Consider the following 15,169-nt stretch of genomic DNA (forward strand, 5'->3'; position numbering starts at 1 on the left):
CAAAAAACCGTCTCAGCCTCGAAGTCGTCGAAGCATCACGCTGTACTCGTTGCGCTCGTAGAGATTCTCCACGTAGTCGAGAGTTTCGTCTGCGGCCGCCACCATCCCGGCCGCTCGGGCGTCGTCGCCGCCCGCCGCGGCCCCCTCGGCGTCGTCGAGGAGCGCGTCCACCAGCGAGAGGAAGTGCAGCGGGATGGAGTGGTTGTGGTCGCGCCGCCCGTCCACGTACCGGTCCTCGACCTCCTCGCGGCGGTCGGCGACCGCCTCGCGGCGCTCTCCGACTCCCTTCGCGGAACCACTAGCTTCCATCGCCGCCCCGTCGGCGGACGCGCCGCTGCCGGCAGCGGCGCGTCCGCCGACTGCGTCGAGTTGGGACAGCAGCGTGCTGTCGTAGAACCGCAGTTCCGACCGGACCGCGTACGGGACGACGGCGTTCGACTCGTCGGCCCGGTCGAGCATCTCGCGGAGGTCGGCGATCCGGTCCTCAACCGCGTCGGCGACCGGGCCCGACCTGCCGTCGAGGTCCGCCGCCACGTCGTCCGCGAGTTCCTCGACCGCGTCCTGGTCGAGGTCCGCGACGACGCTCTGGGTCGTCGAGGCGGCGTCGAGCTGGTCGACCGCGGTTTCGAGCGCGGCCCGGAGGTCGCCCATCCCGGGCGAGGCGAGGCGGTCGAGCAGTCGCTTGGCGACCGCGCTCTCGGGGCGGCGCTCGCGGCGCACCTCGCCGGCGACCGACGACGCCTGTCCGCCCGAGGCCTCGCCGTCGGTGAACACGAGTTCGTCGCGCTCGACCGCGTCGGCGAGCACGCCCAGTCGCTCGGCCACCGGTCGGCCGCTGTCGGGTCCTACGTCCACGTCGGTCGCGCCGGTCGCGGCCGCGGTGAGCGCGTCGGTTGCCTCGCCAATCTGATCGCGCTCGCTCTCGCGGCGGTCGGCGCTCGACCGACGTTCGGCGGCCGCCTCGGCCAGTCCGACGACTGCCGAGGCGGTCTCGGAATCGAGGTGGTCGAGTTCCTCGCGGATTCGTCGAACGTCACCCGGTGCGACCCCGTCCGAGTCGGACACCTCGGCCACCGCGCGGTCGAGCGCCTGCTGGGTGTCCAGCGCCGCGGCGGCGTCTGTCAGCACGCCATCGAGGTCGTCGGCGCGCTCGGGCGAGGCCAGCGCGTCGAGCAGTCGGCGGCCGGCGGGCGAGGACGGCGACTGCTCGCGCCGGAGCCGGGTCGCCGCGTTGGCGGCCGCGCCGTCGGCGGTGTCAGTGCCTCCAGGTGTCCCGCCGGGGCCAACCGACAACTGGTCGCGCCGGACTGCCCGCGAGAGGGCTTCTGCCTTCTCGACGGCCGAGGCGTCGGGCTGTGGCGCGTCCCGGAGGTGCCGGTCGAGGTCGGCGTCGGCGACCAGCGCGTCGACGGCCTCCTCCAGCGCGTCGAGTTCGCGCTCTATCGATTTGGGGTCCTCGCGGGCGTCGAGCCGCCGGGCGATTCCACTCAGGTCGCCGTCGCCGTCGTCGGAGCCGCCGAACAGGCCCAGCACGCCGACCGTGGCCAGCGCGGCGACGGTCGCGACCGTCGCCGCGCTGGCCGCTCCGATTCCGGGGAGAACGGTTTCGGGAAGGACGAGTCCGGGGGTCGCGAGTCCTGCAAGTCCGAGGGAGGCGAGTCCCGGCATGGGTTCAGGCCATGTTCTCCCGGCCGAGACACGAGAACAGCGGGTCCACGAGGTGCCAGATGTCCCGGAGGCTCTCGGCCTGTCTGCTGTTGCCCTCCTCCTTGAGCGTCTTGGCGTGTTCGTACATCGCCTCCAGCGACGGCATCTTAGGGTTCCACAGCGTGCCCCACAGATACACGTCGTCGAGGTACGGGATGACCATCTGGCTGATGTGGATGTCGATGGACTCGGCACCGCTCACGTCGTCGACGTTCAGGAACTCCTCGCCGCCGATGATCTCCCGGAGCGTGTTGTCGTTGACGTACGGCGAGACGTGCTCCATCTTCTCCTCCGGCCCGTAGATGATGAACGTGCCGCCCCACGCGGTCGTGGGGTCGAAGTCCGAGAGCTTGTTGTGGAACAGCGCGTTCCGGACCAGAATTTCGAGCCCGGACTTGTCGAGTTGGGCGTCACGCGACCGGCCGAGCACCGGCGCGAGGATGACCGCAGGCGTGTACTCGCGGTCGAGGTCGAGCGGATACTTGTCCTCGACCGGCCGGAAGCTGTCGGAGACGTCGAACACGTCACCCTGGATCGACATGGTGGCGTCCTGGTCGACGATCTGGGGCGTCGAGGACATGGTGAACGCTTCCAGGAACGCGACGAGGGGCTTGTTGAGTTCGGTGTACTGCGGCGGGTTGTACCGCTCGATGCCCTCGATGCGGGGCTTGATGTCGCCCTGCACGTCCTGAAGTCGCTCGTTGTTGAACGGGATAATGGCGTCGGCGGTCTGGGACATCCGGGCGAGCCCGACCGCGCCGTTGGTCCGGGCCCGGCCGCCGAACTTGTCCTCTGCCGAGGGGATGACGACCGAACTCAGCAGCGCCTTGTCGATGACGTAGTCGTCCGACAGCACCTCCTCGCGCACGTGCTCGGCGAGCGCGGGCGTCGACCCGCAGCCGGTGCCCTTCGTGACGCTGTGGACGAACATGAGCGCCTGCGCGTCCCGGACGTGCTGGGGGTCCATGTCCCACCGGTCGCGGAACGGGTTGCCGTCCTCGAAGTCGGCCCGGAGCACCTTCTCGCCGTTGTCCCACCGCCGCCCCATGCCGGAGTAGTCGTGCTTGCCGAACCCGATGATGGCGTTCGGGAGCAGGTCGTTGCGGCTGTACTGCTTCAACTCCTGGGCGTAGTAGGTCTGCTCCAGCTCCGCGATGTTGGTGTTCAACATCCCGTAGCCCGCGAGCCCGCCGCGCCACACCAGCGCGCGGTCCTCGTTGTTGTGCTCCAGGGTGTTCTTCCGGAGCAGGATGGCGTCCATGATGTTGTTGCCCGCGCCGCCGACGCCGATCATGTACCACTTCTTGCCGTAGGCGTCGTCGAGCAGGTCGACGTCCCCGGCACCGCCGGACCCGCCGCTTCCCGGACCGCCCGCTCCGCCGGGGACGCCAGAGCCGCCGGCCCCCGCCGAATCGTCGGTCCCGCCGAGCGGCCCGGGCGTCGTCGAGCCTCCGGACCCTCCCGACCCAGCCGAGCCGCCCGATCCACTCGTCGGCGCTCCGGGGCCGCCAGCATCCGGCCCGCCAGCGTCGCCTGCTGCGCCGTCGTCACCGAGGTCGGCCCCGCCGTTCTCGAACAGTTTCTCGTGACGGTCGCTGTACACTGCGCGCACTGACGTCTCGTCGTCGGCGTGCGAGCCCAGCAGGTGTTCGTCGAGGCTGTCCTCCGCCCATTCCGTCTCGGTCTCGAAGCAGATTCTGCACTTTGTCATTGTGAGTGTGTCCGGTCGGTCGTTCGCTCGAACCGCGGGCCCTTCATCCTGTCGCGTCCGGCGGCAGTCGTCCTGCGCCCGGAGGGCATCGTCCCGCTGCGCGCCGGCGTATCCGCGAGTTGTCGAGTCATCCGTACTGCTCCTGATACCGCCCGTGGAGCGCGTCGATGGCGCGCTCGACCGAAGTGCCCTCCTTCGGCACGAGTTCGACGAACCCCGGCGGCGCGTTCTCCTGGACGTCCAGAGACTCGATCACGTCGGTCTGGCGCTGGCCGAACCGCTCGATCTGGGCAAGCACCGCGGGCGTCGCGACGGTCTCGGGCAGATCGCCGGTCTGGAGTTCGGCCCGGTCGTCGTCGGTCGCCCGCCCGGCGTTCTTGAGCTCGCGGAACACGAACAGCACGGAGTCGATGGTCTCCTCCGGCCGGGCGGCGCGGTCGGCCGAGTCGACCGACCCGCCGCCAGCGCCCGCTTCGGCCGTCGAACTGCCATGCCCGCTCGACGCGCCGCGCCCGCTCGCGCCAGCGCCAGCCGACTCGCGGTCGCCCGCGTCGGTTCGCTCCGTCGCGGCTGCGCGACCCGCCGCGTCCGCAGCGCCGGCGCTTCCGGCACCGCCCGCTTCGGCCGTTCCGCCGGCCGGCGAGCCTGCCGCCGGGGCGTCCTCGTAGTCGATGCGGACCGCGTCGCCCTCGACCCGGAGCTGCGCGCCGTACTGGCTGGCGAACGCCGGGCGGAGCTCCTCGACCAACGCGGGGTCGACGCCCGCCGGGAGCGAGACGCGGTCGCCGTCGTGGTCGACCGTGCCGACCACGCTCCAGACGAACTCGACGACCGTCACGAGGTCACCAGCGTCCGCGGCGGCCGCCTCGGCCGCGCGTTCGGCGTCGTCGAACTGACAGTCGTGGAGCGCGTCTCGGCCCTCGGCGAGCCGATCCTCTACGTCGCCGACGCCGGCGGTTCCCTCTCGGCGTCCCTCGACGACCAGCTCCGAGAGCCGGTCGGCGATCGCGCCGTCGAACCGCTCGACCTTCGTTCGAACGGTCTCGACGTCCGACTCGGCGGCCGCGGCGGTCTCGGCGAACGTCGCTTCGCGCTCGGCCACGTGCTCGTTCACGCGCGCGAGGTGACTTTCCACGTTCTCGACCGCCGCGGCGATAGTTTCGAGGTCCTCGTCGCGCTCGATGCGGTCGAGCAGCGCGTCGGACACTTGATCGACGTGGACCGACGAGTCGAGCGCCGCGAGGTCCACGTCGCGGAACCGCGCCGGTAGGTTCACCAGCTCGTACTCCCGGTCGTATCGCGACCAGCTCTGGACCGTGCCGTACGTCGTTCGGATGCCCGACGCGACCCGGTCGCGGAGTTCGCCGTCGATGCGCTCGACCTCGCCCTCGGGGTCGAGCTCCTCGACGCGGCTCCGGAGCGAGGCCGCCTCGGCTCGGAGCTGGTCGGCCGACCCGCGCTCGGCCGCGGACGCGTCGGCCGCGATCTCGTCGCAGCTGTCGAGGAACTCCCGGCGGCTCTCTCTGGCCTGCTCGACGCCGGTCGGTGCCACGTCCTCCAGCGCGTCGAGGTCGCCGATCCGTCGTCGGTAGGCCTCCTCGAACGCCTCGCGTTTCCGGTCGAGTTCGGCCGACACCTCGGCAAGCTCGGCGGATTTCTCCTCGACGACCGTCCCCTCCCAGTCGTGAGCGAGCGCGGCCCCGATGGCAGCTCCCGAGGCGACCACCGGCACCGCGAAGAACGCCACGACCTGCGCTGTCGGCACGTCCGAGCCGAACATCGGGAGGTAGACGCCGAGAAAGAGCGCGAAGAACAGCACCGAAACCAGCCCCGCAGCGGCGAACGTCACGTCTCGGTTCCCGCGGGCGAACTGCGCGACGCCCTGTGCGAGCCACGCGCCGGCGATGAGGACGAACAGCCCGAACACGAGCGTCGGGCTCTGCCACATCAGCACCGCGGCCTCGTCGAACACCGCGACCGAGCGGATCGCGTCCTGCAACGCGGCGAGCCCTGCCGCTCCGAGCGTCGTCTCCAGCATCGCCAGCGTCGTCTGTATCAGCGTTGCGAGTATCGGTATCCCCGCGAGCCCCCACGCGGCGAGCGTCGGTTCAATTCGACGACTTGTAGCCATCACCTTTATACCTCTCAGGGGGGTTTCAAAACGTTTGCCCTTGCCGTAACGTCGCCGAGAGCGGGCAGACGGCGATGTGTCGGGTGAGCTCCGAATAACTAGTCCCGAAGCTATCAGGACGCGGTTACTTTCGTCCGGCTACGGAATTTGTCCATCGAACTCGTACTCTTCGGCCCAGTTGATCGACGGATGGTCTATCTCGGCGTCGAACCGAAGCTCCATCTTCTGTTCGGTTACATCTTCGATGTCGATCCAGTACGTCTTTCCGGTCGAGGAATGCCGGACGATGAACGCATCTACCTCGCCGTGATACGTGTCTTCGTGGTACGCCCCCGCTCTGGTAGTCTGCGAATGCGTGTTGAAGCGAATCGTCTCGGGTTTGTTTTCCCATGCCGTCTTGCACTGGAACGATAGAGCGCGCTGCCGTCGTCCACGACGAGATCGTACTTGTCGTTGTCGCCGAACGGGATGGAGACGCTGTATCCGGCGGAGACCAACTCCTCGAGTATCTTGACCTCGGTCTCGTCGCCCTTATCCTTGGTATTTGGCTCCTTCATGAACAGCTATCGACACCACAAGTAGTATAAATTGACTACTTCGGCAATATGCGCCCCTTGGTTCCGAAAACTGGATAGGTGAAACTCAGCTGGGGACCTCTACTGTAATCAAATGTTCACGAGCGCCGAGCAGGCGCTACCGCGGAGCTTGTGGGAGCAGTTCACAGCAGAAAGCGCCCGAGGCGGGATTTGAACCGGAGCCAGACGGGCTCGCTCCCTTCGGTCGCTGTGCGCGACTGGCAGGGTTCAAATCCCTCCGATGGGTATTTCGTGCTCACAGTGACGCGAGCAGACAGGCTGCTCGTGGCTTGATTCGTAGGAAAATACGCCCGAGGCGGGATTTGAACCCGCGTCACAACCGTGACAGGGTTGTATGATGGGCCACTACACCACCCGGGCTTCCGACGCATTACCTCCTTACCGGGTTGCAGACTTAAGGCTTTCCAAACGGTCTCCGTGTGACAGCGGATACCGCAGGACGACGGCCGGGGTGAATGCCGTGCGATACGCACCCCCGCCCCAAACGATTTATACCTCGATGGAGTGGACTCTCCCATCGGCAGCACCCACGATCTGGCTCTGCTTGCGGTCGATCCGATGCGTGGGTCGAACAGCGAGCGGTGCGCGGAACACTTAGCAAGCGTTAAATGACTCGGCTGTGTATTGCCCTGTAGTATCTCGTGATAGCCGTTTCTCCCACTGCGCAGACAACCCACCGCCACACATGGTAGATGTAAGCCAACACGACATGGTTCCGGACCATAGCGTCGTCGACGACGAGGAGCTGGACGACGTGATGGAGGAGTACGACATCAAACCGACCGATCTGCCCAAGATAAAACGCACCGACGCCGCACTCCCTGACGAGGCGGAGATCGGCGACGTGATCAAGATCGTGCGCGACTCCCGAACGACGGACGTCGCGACTGTGTACCGACTCGTGGTCGAATAACAATGAACAGGCAAGACAGACGTTCGATCTCCCGAGAGTACTTCTCGAAGGAGCGACTCGCCGAGCACCACTACCGCTCGTTCAACGCCTTCCTCACCCGCGGCATGCAGGAAGTCGTCGACGAGAAGGGCACCATCGACACCGACATCGGCGACAAGGAGGACGAAGAGCCGGTCCACGTCGAGCTCGGCGACGTTCGTATCGTCACACCGCGCGTGCGCGAGGCCGACGGGAGCGAGGAGCTGCTCTACCCGCAGGAGGCTCGCCTCCGCAACATCACCTACTCCGCCCCAGTGTTCATGGAGATGTCCATCGTGAAGGGCGAGGGCGACGACGAGCGGGTCGTCGACGCCACCGAGACCAAGGTGGGCCGGATGCCCATCATGGTCGGCTCCGAGAAGTGCAACATCGCGGGCTTCTCCGACGAGGAGCTCATCGAGATCGGCGAGGACCCCGCCGACCCCGGCGGTTACTTCATCGTCAACGGGAGCGAGCGCGTCCTGATGACCAGCGAGGACCTCGCGCCGAACAAGATTCTCGCGGAGTACGACACCAAGTACGGCGACGAGATCCAGGTCGCCAAGACGTTCAGCCAGCGTCGGGGGTATCGCGCCCTCGTCCTCGTGGAACGGACCCGCGACGGGCTGCTCGAAGTGTCGTTCCCCTCGGTCTCTGGCAGCGTCAACTTCGTCACGCTCGTGCGAGCGCTCGGACTCGAATCCGACGAGGAGATCGTCCACCGCGTCTCGGACGACCCCGAGATCGTGAAGTTCATGCTGGAGAACCTGGAGGAGGCCGACGTCCAGACCGAGGAGGAGGCCATCGAGACCCTCGGCAAGCGCGTCGCCTCCGGCCAGGGGAAGAACTACCAGCTCAAGCGCGCCAACTACGTCATCGACCGCTACCTCCTCCCGCACCTCCACGAGGAGGGCGTCGAGGAGGAGGACGTGCGCATCAACAAGGCGTACTACCTCTGCCGGATGGCCGAGGCGTGCTTCGAGCTCGCGCTCGACCGCCGGGAACCCGACGACAAGGACCACTACGCCAACAAGCGCCTGAAGGTGTCGGGCGACCTGATGACCGACCTGTTCCGGACCGCGCTGAACAAGCTGGCCCGGGACGTGAAGTACCAGCTCGAACGCGCCAACATGCGCAACCGGCAGCTGTCGGTCAACACCGTGGTTCGCTCGGACGTGCTGACCGAGCGGCTCGAACACCCCATCGCGACCGGAAACTGGGTGGGCGGCCGCTCCGGCGTGAGCCAGCTGGTCGACCGCACGGACTTCATGGGCGTCCTGAGCCACCTTCGACGGCTCCGCTCGCCCCTCTCGCGGAGCCAGCCCCACTTCGAAGCCCGCGACCTCCACGCGACCCAGTGGGGTCGCATCTGCCCCTCGGAGACGCCCGAGGGACCGAACTGTGGGCTGGTGAAGAACTTCGCGCAGGCGATGGAGCTCTCCCAGAACGTCGAGGAGGAACAGGACCTGAAACGAGAACTGGCGTCGATGGGTGTCGAGGGCATCCCCGGCATCGAAGGCGTCGATTCGGCGGCAAGCGCAGACGACTAACATGAGTCAGGGACGAGAAGCCAAAGTGTACGTGAACGGTAGTCTGGTCGGGACCCATCCCGACCCGGAACAGCTCGCAGACCAAGTCCGGCACGCCCGTCGGCGCGGCGACGTGTCCGAGATGGTCAACGTCTCGGTCAAAGAGCGCACCCGCGAGGTCATCATCAACGCCGACGCGGGCCGGGCCCGCCGACCCCTGCTCGTGGTCGAGGACGGCCAGCCCCTCGTCACCGAGGAGGAGATCGCCGCAGTCGAGAACGGCGACCTGACCTTCGAGGACCTCGTCGAGCGCGGGAAGGTCGAGTTCATCGACGCCGAGGAGGAAGAGGACATCTACGTCGCGGTCGACGAGGACGACCTCAACGTCGACCACACCCACCTCGAAGTCGACCCGCAGCTCATCTTCGGCATCGGCGCGGGGATGGTGCCGTACCCCGAGCACAACGCCTCGCCCCGGATTACGATGGGGTCGGGGATGATCAAGCAGTCGCTCGGGCTTCCGGCGGCGAACTACCGCATCCGCCCCGACACGCGCCAGCACCTCCTGCACTACCCCCAGCTCTCGATGGTCAAGACCCAGACCACCGAGCAGATCGGCTACGACGACCGTCCGGCGGCCCAGAACTTCACGGTCGCCGTGATGAGCTACGAGGGGTTCAACATCGAGGACGCGCTGGTGATGAACAAGGGGTCGGTCGACCGCGCGCTCGCCCGGTCGCACTTCTTCCGCACCTACGAGGGCGAGGAGCGGCGCTACCCCGGCGGACAGGAGGACCGCTTCGAGATCCCGAGCGACGACGTGCGTGGCGCGCGCGGTGAAGACGCGTACACCCACCTCGACGAGGACGGCCTCGTCAACCCCGAGACGAGAGTCGACGAGAACTCGGTCCTGCTCGGCAAGACCAGCCCGCCGCGGTTCCTCGAGGAGCCCGACGACATGGGCGGCCTCTCCCCGCAGAAGCGCCGAGAGACCTCGGTGACGATGCGCTCGGGCGAGTCCGGCGTGGTCGACACCGTGACCCTGATGGAGGGCGAGGACGGCTCGAAGCTCTCGAAGGTGTCGGTGCGCGACGAGCGCATCCCCGAACTCGGCGACAAGTTCGCGTCCCGGCACGGACAGAAGGGCGTCGTCGGCCACATCGCCCCGCAGGAGGACATGCCGTTCACCGAGGAGGGCGTCGTGCCCGACCTCGTGCTCAACCCGCACGCGCTGCCGTCGCGGATGACGGTCGGCCACGTGCTGGAGATGATCGGCGGTAAGGTCGGCGCGCTCGAAGGCCGACGAGTCGACGGCACGCCGTTCACTGGCGAGGACGAGGACGAACTCCGCGAAGGCTTAGAGGAGAAGGGGTTCAAGTCCTCGGGCAAGGAGATCATGTACTCGGGCGTGACCGGCGAGAAGATCGAGGCCGAGATCTTCGTCGGCACCATCTTCTACCAGAAGCTCTACCACATGGTGTCGAACAAGCTCCACGCCCGTTCACGCGGCCCCGTGCAGGTGCTCACGCGCCAGCCCACCGAGGGCCGAGCGCGCGAGGGCGGCCTGCGGGTCGGGGAGATGGAGCGGGACGTGCTCATCGGGCACGGCGCGGCGCTGACCCTGAAGGAGCGACTGCTCGACGAGTCCGACCGCGAGTGGATCTACGTCTGTGCGAACTGTGGCATGAGCGCGGTCGAGAACGTCGACCAGAACCGCGTCTACTGTCCGAACTGCGACGAGGAAACCGACATCCACGAGATCGAGATGTCGTACGCGTTCAAGCTCCTGCTCGACGAGATGAAGGCGCTGGGCATCGCACCGCGACTGGAACTGGAGGACGCAGTCTAACATGTCAACAGGACAATCACCCAAGGAGATCGGCGAGATCAGCTTCGGGCTGATGGACCCGGAGGAGTACCGAGAAATGTCGGCGACGAAGATCATCACAGCCGACACGTACGACGACGACGGGTTCCCCATCGACATGGGGCTGATGGACCCACGGCTGGGCGTCATCGACCCCGGACTGGAGTGCAAGACCTGCGGCAAGCACTCCGGGTCGTGCAACGGCCACTTCGGCCATATCGAGCTCGCCGCGCCCGTCATCCACGTCGGGTTCACGAAGCTCATCCGGCGACTGCTCCGGGGCACCTGCCGGAACTGCTCGCGACTCCTGCTCACCGAGGACGAGCGCGAGAAGTACCGGACCAAGCTCGACCGGACCCGCGAGTTGGGCAACGACGTCAACGACGTGACCAAGGCCGCCATCCGTGAGGCCCGCAAGAAGGACCGGTGTCCGTACTGCGGCGAGGTCCAGTACGACATCAACCACGAGAAGCCCACCACCTACTACGAGGTCCAGCAGGTTCTCACCAGCGAGTACTCCGAGCAGATCGCCGCCGCGATGCAGGGCAAGAGTCCCGACGGCGACGACGAGGAGGGCCGCGAGCCGATGGCCCCGCAGGAACTCGCGGAGGCCACCGACATCGACCTCTCGCGCATCAACGACATCATGTCGGGCGAGTTCCGCCCCCGCGAGTCCGACCGGAAGGCCATCGAGAAGGCCCTCGACCTCGACCTGACCGAGGAGGACATGAACAAACTGATGCCCAGCGACATCCGGGACTGGTTCGAGGACATCCCGGACGAGGACGTGGGCGTGCTCGGCATCAACCCCGAGCGCTCCCGCCCCGAGTGGATGATCCTGACCGTCCTGCCGGTGCCGCCGGTGACGGCACGGCCGTCGATCACGCTCGACAACGGCCAGCGCTCCGAGGACGACCTGACCCACAAGCTGGTCGACATCATCCGCATCAACCAGCGGTTCATGGAGAACCGTGAGGCCGGCGCGCCCCAGCTCATCATCGAGGACCTCTGGGAGCTGCTTCAGTACCACGTCACGACGTTCATGGACAACGAGATCTCGGGCACGCCGCCGGCCCGCCACCGCTCGGGCCGACCGCTCAAGACACTCAGCCAGCGACTGAAGGGCAAGGAAGGTCGCTTCCGGGGCTCGCTGTCCGGCAAGCGCGTCAACTTCTCGGCCCGGACCGTCATCTCGCCCGACCCGACCCTCTCGCTCAACGAGGTGGGCGTCCCCGAGCGCGTCGCCCGGGAGATGACCCAGACGATGAACGTCACCGAGCGCAACACGGATGAGGCCCGCCGATACGTCGCGAACGGCCCCGGGGGCCACCCCGGTGCGAACTACGTCAAGCGACCCGACGGCCGCCGGCTCAAGGTGACCGAGAAGAACTGCGAGGAGCTCGCCACGAAGGTTGAGGCGGGCTGGGAGGTCAACCGTCACATGGTCGACGGCGACATCATCATCTTCAACCGCCAGCCGTCGCTCCACCGGATGTCGATCATGGCCCACGAAGTGGTCGTGATGCCGTACAAGACGTTCCGGCTGAACACGACGGTGTGTCCGCCGTACAACGCCGACTTCGACGGCGACGAGATGAACATGCACGCGCTCCAGAACGAGGAAGCCCGCGCGGAAGCGCGCGTCCTCATGCGCGTGCAGGAGCAGATCCTGAGCCCGCGCTTTGGCGAGAACATCATCGGCGCGATCCAGGACCACATCTCCGGCACGTACCTTCTCACCCACGAGAACCCCCGGTTCAACGAGACCCAAGCGCTCGACCTCCTGCGGGCGACCCGCATCGACGAGCTTCCGGAGCCGTCGGGCGAAGAGGAGGGCGAGCCGTACTGGACCGGTCGGGACATCTTCTCGGAGCTGCTGCCCGACGACCTCGATCTGGAGTTCACCGGGACCGTGGGCGACGACGTGATCATCGAGGACGGCCAGCTCGTCGAGGGCACCGTCGCGGAGGACGAGGTGGGCGGCTTCGGCGGCGAGGTCGTCGACACCATCACGAAGGTGTACGGCAACACCCGCTCGCGCATCTTCATCAACGAGGTGGCGGCGCTGGCGATGCGCTCGATCATGCACTTCGGGTTCTCCATCGGCATCGACGACGAGACGGTGCCCAAGGAGGCCCAGGACCGCATCGACGACGCCATCGACAACGCCTACGACCGGGTCGAGGAGCTCATCGACACGTACCAGAGCGGCGACCTCGAATCCCTGCCCGGCCGGACCGTCGACGAGACCCTGGAGATGAAGATCATGCAGACGCTCGGCAAGGCCCGTGACTCCGCGGGCGACATCGCCGAGGACCACTTCGACGACGACAACCCTGCCGTGGTGATGGCCGACTCGGGCGCGCGTGGTTCGATGCTGAACCTGACCCAGATGGCGGGCTGCGTGGGCCAGCAGGCGGTCCGCGGCGAGCGGATCAACCGCGGCTACGAGGACCGCACCCTCAGCCACTACAAGCCCAACGACCTCTCGGCGGAGGCCCACGGTTTCGTGGAGCACTCGTACACGGGCGGACTCGACCCCCGCGAGTTCTTCTTCCACGCGATGGGCGGCCGCGAGGGGCTGGTCGACACGGCGGTCCGGACCTCGAAGTCCGGCTACCTCCAGCGCCGGCTCATCAACGCCCTCTCAGAGCTCGAAACGCAGTACGACGGCACGGTCCGTGACACCAGCGACACCGTCGTCCAGTTCGAGTTCGGCGAGGACGGCACCAGCCCCGTGAAGGTCTCCTCGAGCGAGGACGGCGACATCGACGTCGAACACATCGCCGACCGCGTCCTCGACGAGGAGTTCGGCAGCGACGAGCGCAAGCAGGAGTTCCTCGGCAAGAAGCGACCACCGACGAACCTGTCCGAGCACGTGGACGCGCGACAGGTCCGCGGAGACGACTGACGACGAACGGCCACACAGCCACACCCAAACCCACGCCAAACCATGACACGATCCGACGTATCCGAAGACATCGAGGCCGTCGTCGAGGACACCGACCTCCCGCGCCGGCTGAAAGACGAGGTGTACAGCACGGTCGCCGGCCGAGACGGCGTCACAGCCGAGCAGGCCGACCAGATCGCCCGCGCGGTCGAGAACGAGTATCTCGACACCCGCGTCGACCCGCTCGACCCGGTCGGGACGGTGTCGGCCCAGAGCATCGGCGAGCCCGGAACCCAGATGACGATGAACACGTTCCACTACGCGGGCGTCGCGGAAATTGACGTTACACAGGGTCTCCCGCGGCTCATCGAACTCGTGGACGCCCGGAAGACGCCGGACACGCCGATGATGACCGTCCACCTCGAAGAGGAGTACGCCACCGACCGCGAGAGGGCCCACGAGGTCGTCTGGCAGATCGAGGCGACGAAGATCCTCGCGCTGGGCGACATCTCGACCAACGTCGCGGACATGGTGGTCTCCATCGACCTCAACGAGGACACGCTCGAAGAACGGATGATCACCCCCGACGAAATCGCCGAGATCATCGAGGACGAACTCGGCGTGAAGACGAACCAGCAGGGCGCACTCGTGGAGTTCGGCCCGGAGCAGCCCAGCTACCGCGAACTCCTCCAGCTGGTCGAACAGCTCCGGGACATCGTGTTCAAGGGTATCGAGGACGTAACTCGTGTGGTCATCCGCAAGGAGCAACTCGACGAGGGCGAGGAGTTCGTCCTCTACACCGAGGGATCGGCGTTCGGCGACGTCATCGAGATCGAGGGCGTCGACGCCTCACGGACGACCTCGAACAACATCCACGAGATCAACAAGAACCTCGGCATCGAGGCGGCCCGCGAGTCCATTATCGAGGAGACGATGAACACCCTCGAAGAGCAGGGGCTCGGCGACGTGAACATCCGCCACCTGATGCTGGTCGCCGACATCATGACCAACCAGGGAACCATCGAGTCCATCGGCCGTCACGGCATCTCCGGTAGCAAGGACTCGGTGCTGGCCCGCGCCGCGTTCGAGGTGACGGTCAACCACCTGCTCGACGCCGCCATCCACGGCGAGGTCGACGACCTCAACGGCGTCACGGAGAACGTCATCGTCGGCAAGCCGATCAAGCTCGGCACCGGCGACGTCGACCTCCGGATGGGCTCGTCGTCCGGCGGTGACGCCGAGCCGGAAGCCTCCGACTGAGGATGGTCGTCACGCTCTCGGACGCCGCGCGCCGGTACATCGCATTGTTCGAGGAGGAGACGGAGGCGACCGCCCGCGACTGTCTCGTCCCCGACGAGAGCGGCGTCGAGGGCGACGACCGGGTCGTCTTCCTCGTCAAGCCCGGCGACATGGGGAGGGCCATCGGCTCGGGCGGCGAGACGGTCCGCGAACTGGAGCGTCAACTCGGCACGGAGGTGACCCTCGTGGAGGACGCCGACACGGCCGAGGCGTTCGTCGCCAACGCGCTCGCTCCGGCCGCCGTCTACAACGTCACCGTCAGCGAGGACGACGAGACGGTGGCCTACGCCGAGGTCGACGACGACGACACCGGCGTCGCCATCGGCGAAGGCGGTCGCAACATCGCGGTCGCAGAGCGGCTGGCCGAGCGCCACTACGACGTCGACTCGATCCAGTTGACGTGACCGACGATAGCGATGCAGTTCAGGTGACCTGAACGGTCGCCCCATCGGGACGAGCCAAGCTGCGCGGCCGACCGCGGGCCGCCGACGCGCGTCGGCGGCCCGCG

The 15,169-nt window shown here is 67.1% G+C and carries 9 protein-coding genes, 1 tRNA gene and 1 pseudogene; 6 read left to right on the forward strand and 5 right to left on the reverse strand.

The features are described from left to right. Positions 1-12: 12 nt before the first annotated feature. The 5 genes and pseudogenes from DPQ64_RS16095 to DPQ64_RS16115 all read right to left on the reverse strand — a co-directional run bounded on the left by DPQ64_RS16095 (position 13) and on the right by DPQ64_RS16115 (position 6,505). Complete coding sequence (locus tag DPQ64_RS16095; RefSeq protein WP_115865334.1) at positions 13-1,668, reverse strand: coiled-coil domain-containing protein; 1,656 nt, start codon at positions 1,666-1,668, stop codon at positions 13-15. Positions 1,669-1,672: 4 nt separating this feature from the next. Continuing rightward, positions 1,673-3,418, reverse strand: a complete 1,746-nt coding sequence (locus DPQ64_RS16100) for an FtsZ/tubulin family protein (protein ID WP_198662166.1) — start codon at positions 3,416-3,418, stop codon at positions 1,673-1,675. Positions 3,419-3,545: 127 nt separating this feature from the next. Continuing rightward, the gene (locus DPQ64_RS16105) at positions 3,546-5,549 is read right to left on the reverse strand and encodes a hypothetical protein (RefSeq protein ID WP_115865335.1); all 2,004 of its coding nucleotides are present in this window, start codon (positions 5,547-5,549) and stop codon (positions 3,546-3,548) included. Between the two features lie 138 nt (positions 5,550-5,687). Beyond that, positions 5,688-6,106: pseudogene (locus DPQ64_RS16110) on the reverse strand (group I intron-associated PD-(D/E)XK endonuclease). A 326-nt stretch (positions 6,107-6,432) separates the two neighbouring features. Beyond that, positions 6,433-6,505: transfer RNA gene (locus DPQ64_RS16115), tRNA-Asp, on the reverse strand. Between the two features lie 325 nt (positions 6,506-6,830). On the opposite strand from DPQ64_RS16115, the gene DPQ64_RS16120 reads away from it, so the two are divergent. From DPQ64_RS16120 to DPQ64_RS16145, 6 genes are read left to right on the forward strand one after another with little or no spacing between them, the layout of a single operon-like run. Further along, positions 6,831-7,058, forward strand: a complete 228-nt coding sequence (locus DPQ64_RS16120) for a DNA-directed RNA polymerase subunit H (RefSeq protein ID WP_115865336.1) — start codon at positions 6,831-6,833, stop codon at positions 7,056-7,058. Positions 7,059-7,060: 2 nt separating this feature from the next. Further along, positions 7,061-8,626, forward strand: coding sequence for a DNA-directed RNA polymerase subunit B'' (locus tag DPQ64_RS16125; RefSeq protein ID WP_115865337.1), 1,566 nt, complete (start codon positions 7,061-7,063; stop codon positions 8,624-8,626). Position 8,627: 1 nt separating this feature from the next. After that, positions 8,628-10,454 (forward strand): DNA-directed RNA polymerase subunit B, encoded by a 1,827-nt coding sequence (gene rpoB / locus DPQ64_RS16130; RefSeq protein ID WP_115865338.1) that lies wholly within the window; start codon positions 8,628-8,630, stop codon positions 10,452-10,454. A 1-nt stretch (position 10,455) separates the two neighbouring features. Further along, positions 10,456-13,383: a DNA-directed RNA polymerase subunit A' gene (locus DPQ64_RS16135; RefSeq protein ID WP_115865339.1), complete on the forward strand. Its 2,928-nt coding sequence runs from the start codon at positions 10,456-10,458 to the stop codon at positions 13,381-13,383. 42 nt (positions 13,384-13,425) lie between these two features. Next, positions 13,426-14,622: a DNA-directed RNA polymerase subunit A'' gene (gene rpoA2 / locus DPQ64_RS16140; protein WP_115865340.1), complete on the forward strand. Its 1,197-nt coding sequence runs from the start codon at positions 13,426-13,428 to the stop codon at positions 14,620-14,622. A 2-nt stretch (positions 14,623-14,624) separates the two neighbouring features. After that, entirely contained in the window at positions 14,625-15,065 is a 441-nt protein-coding gene (locus DPQ64_RS16145) for a NusA-like transcription termination signal-binding factor (protein ID WP_115865341.1), read from the forward strand. Positions 15,066-15,169 lie beyond the last annotated feature (104 nt).

It is taken from the genome of Halorussus litoreus (assembly GCF_003382685.1).
Taxonomy (GTDB): domain Archaea; phylum Halobacteriota; class Halobacteria; order Halobacteriales; family Haladaptataceae; genus Halorussus; species Halorussus litoreus.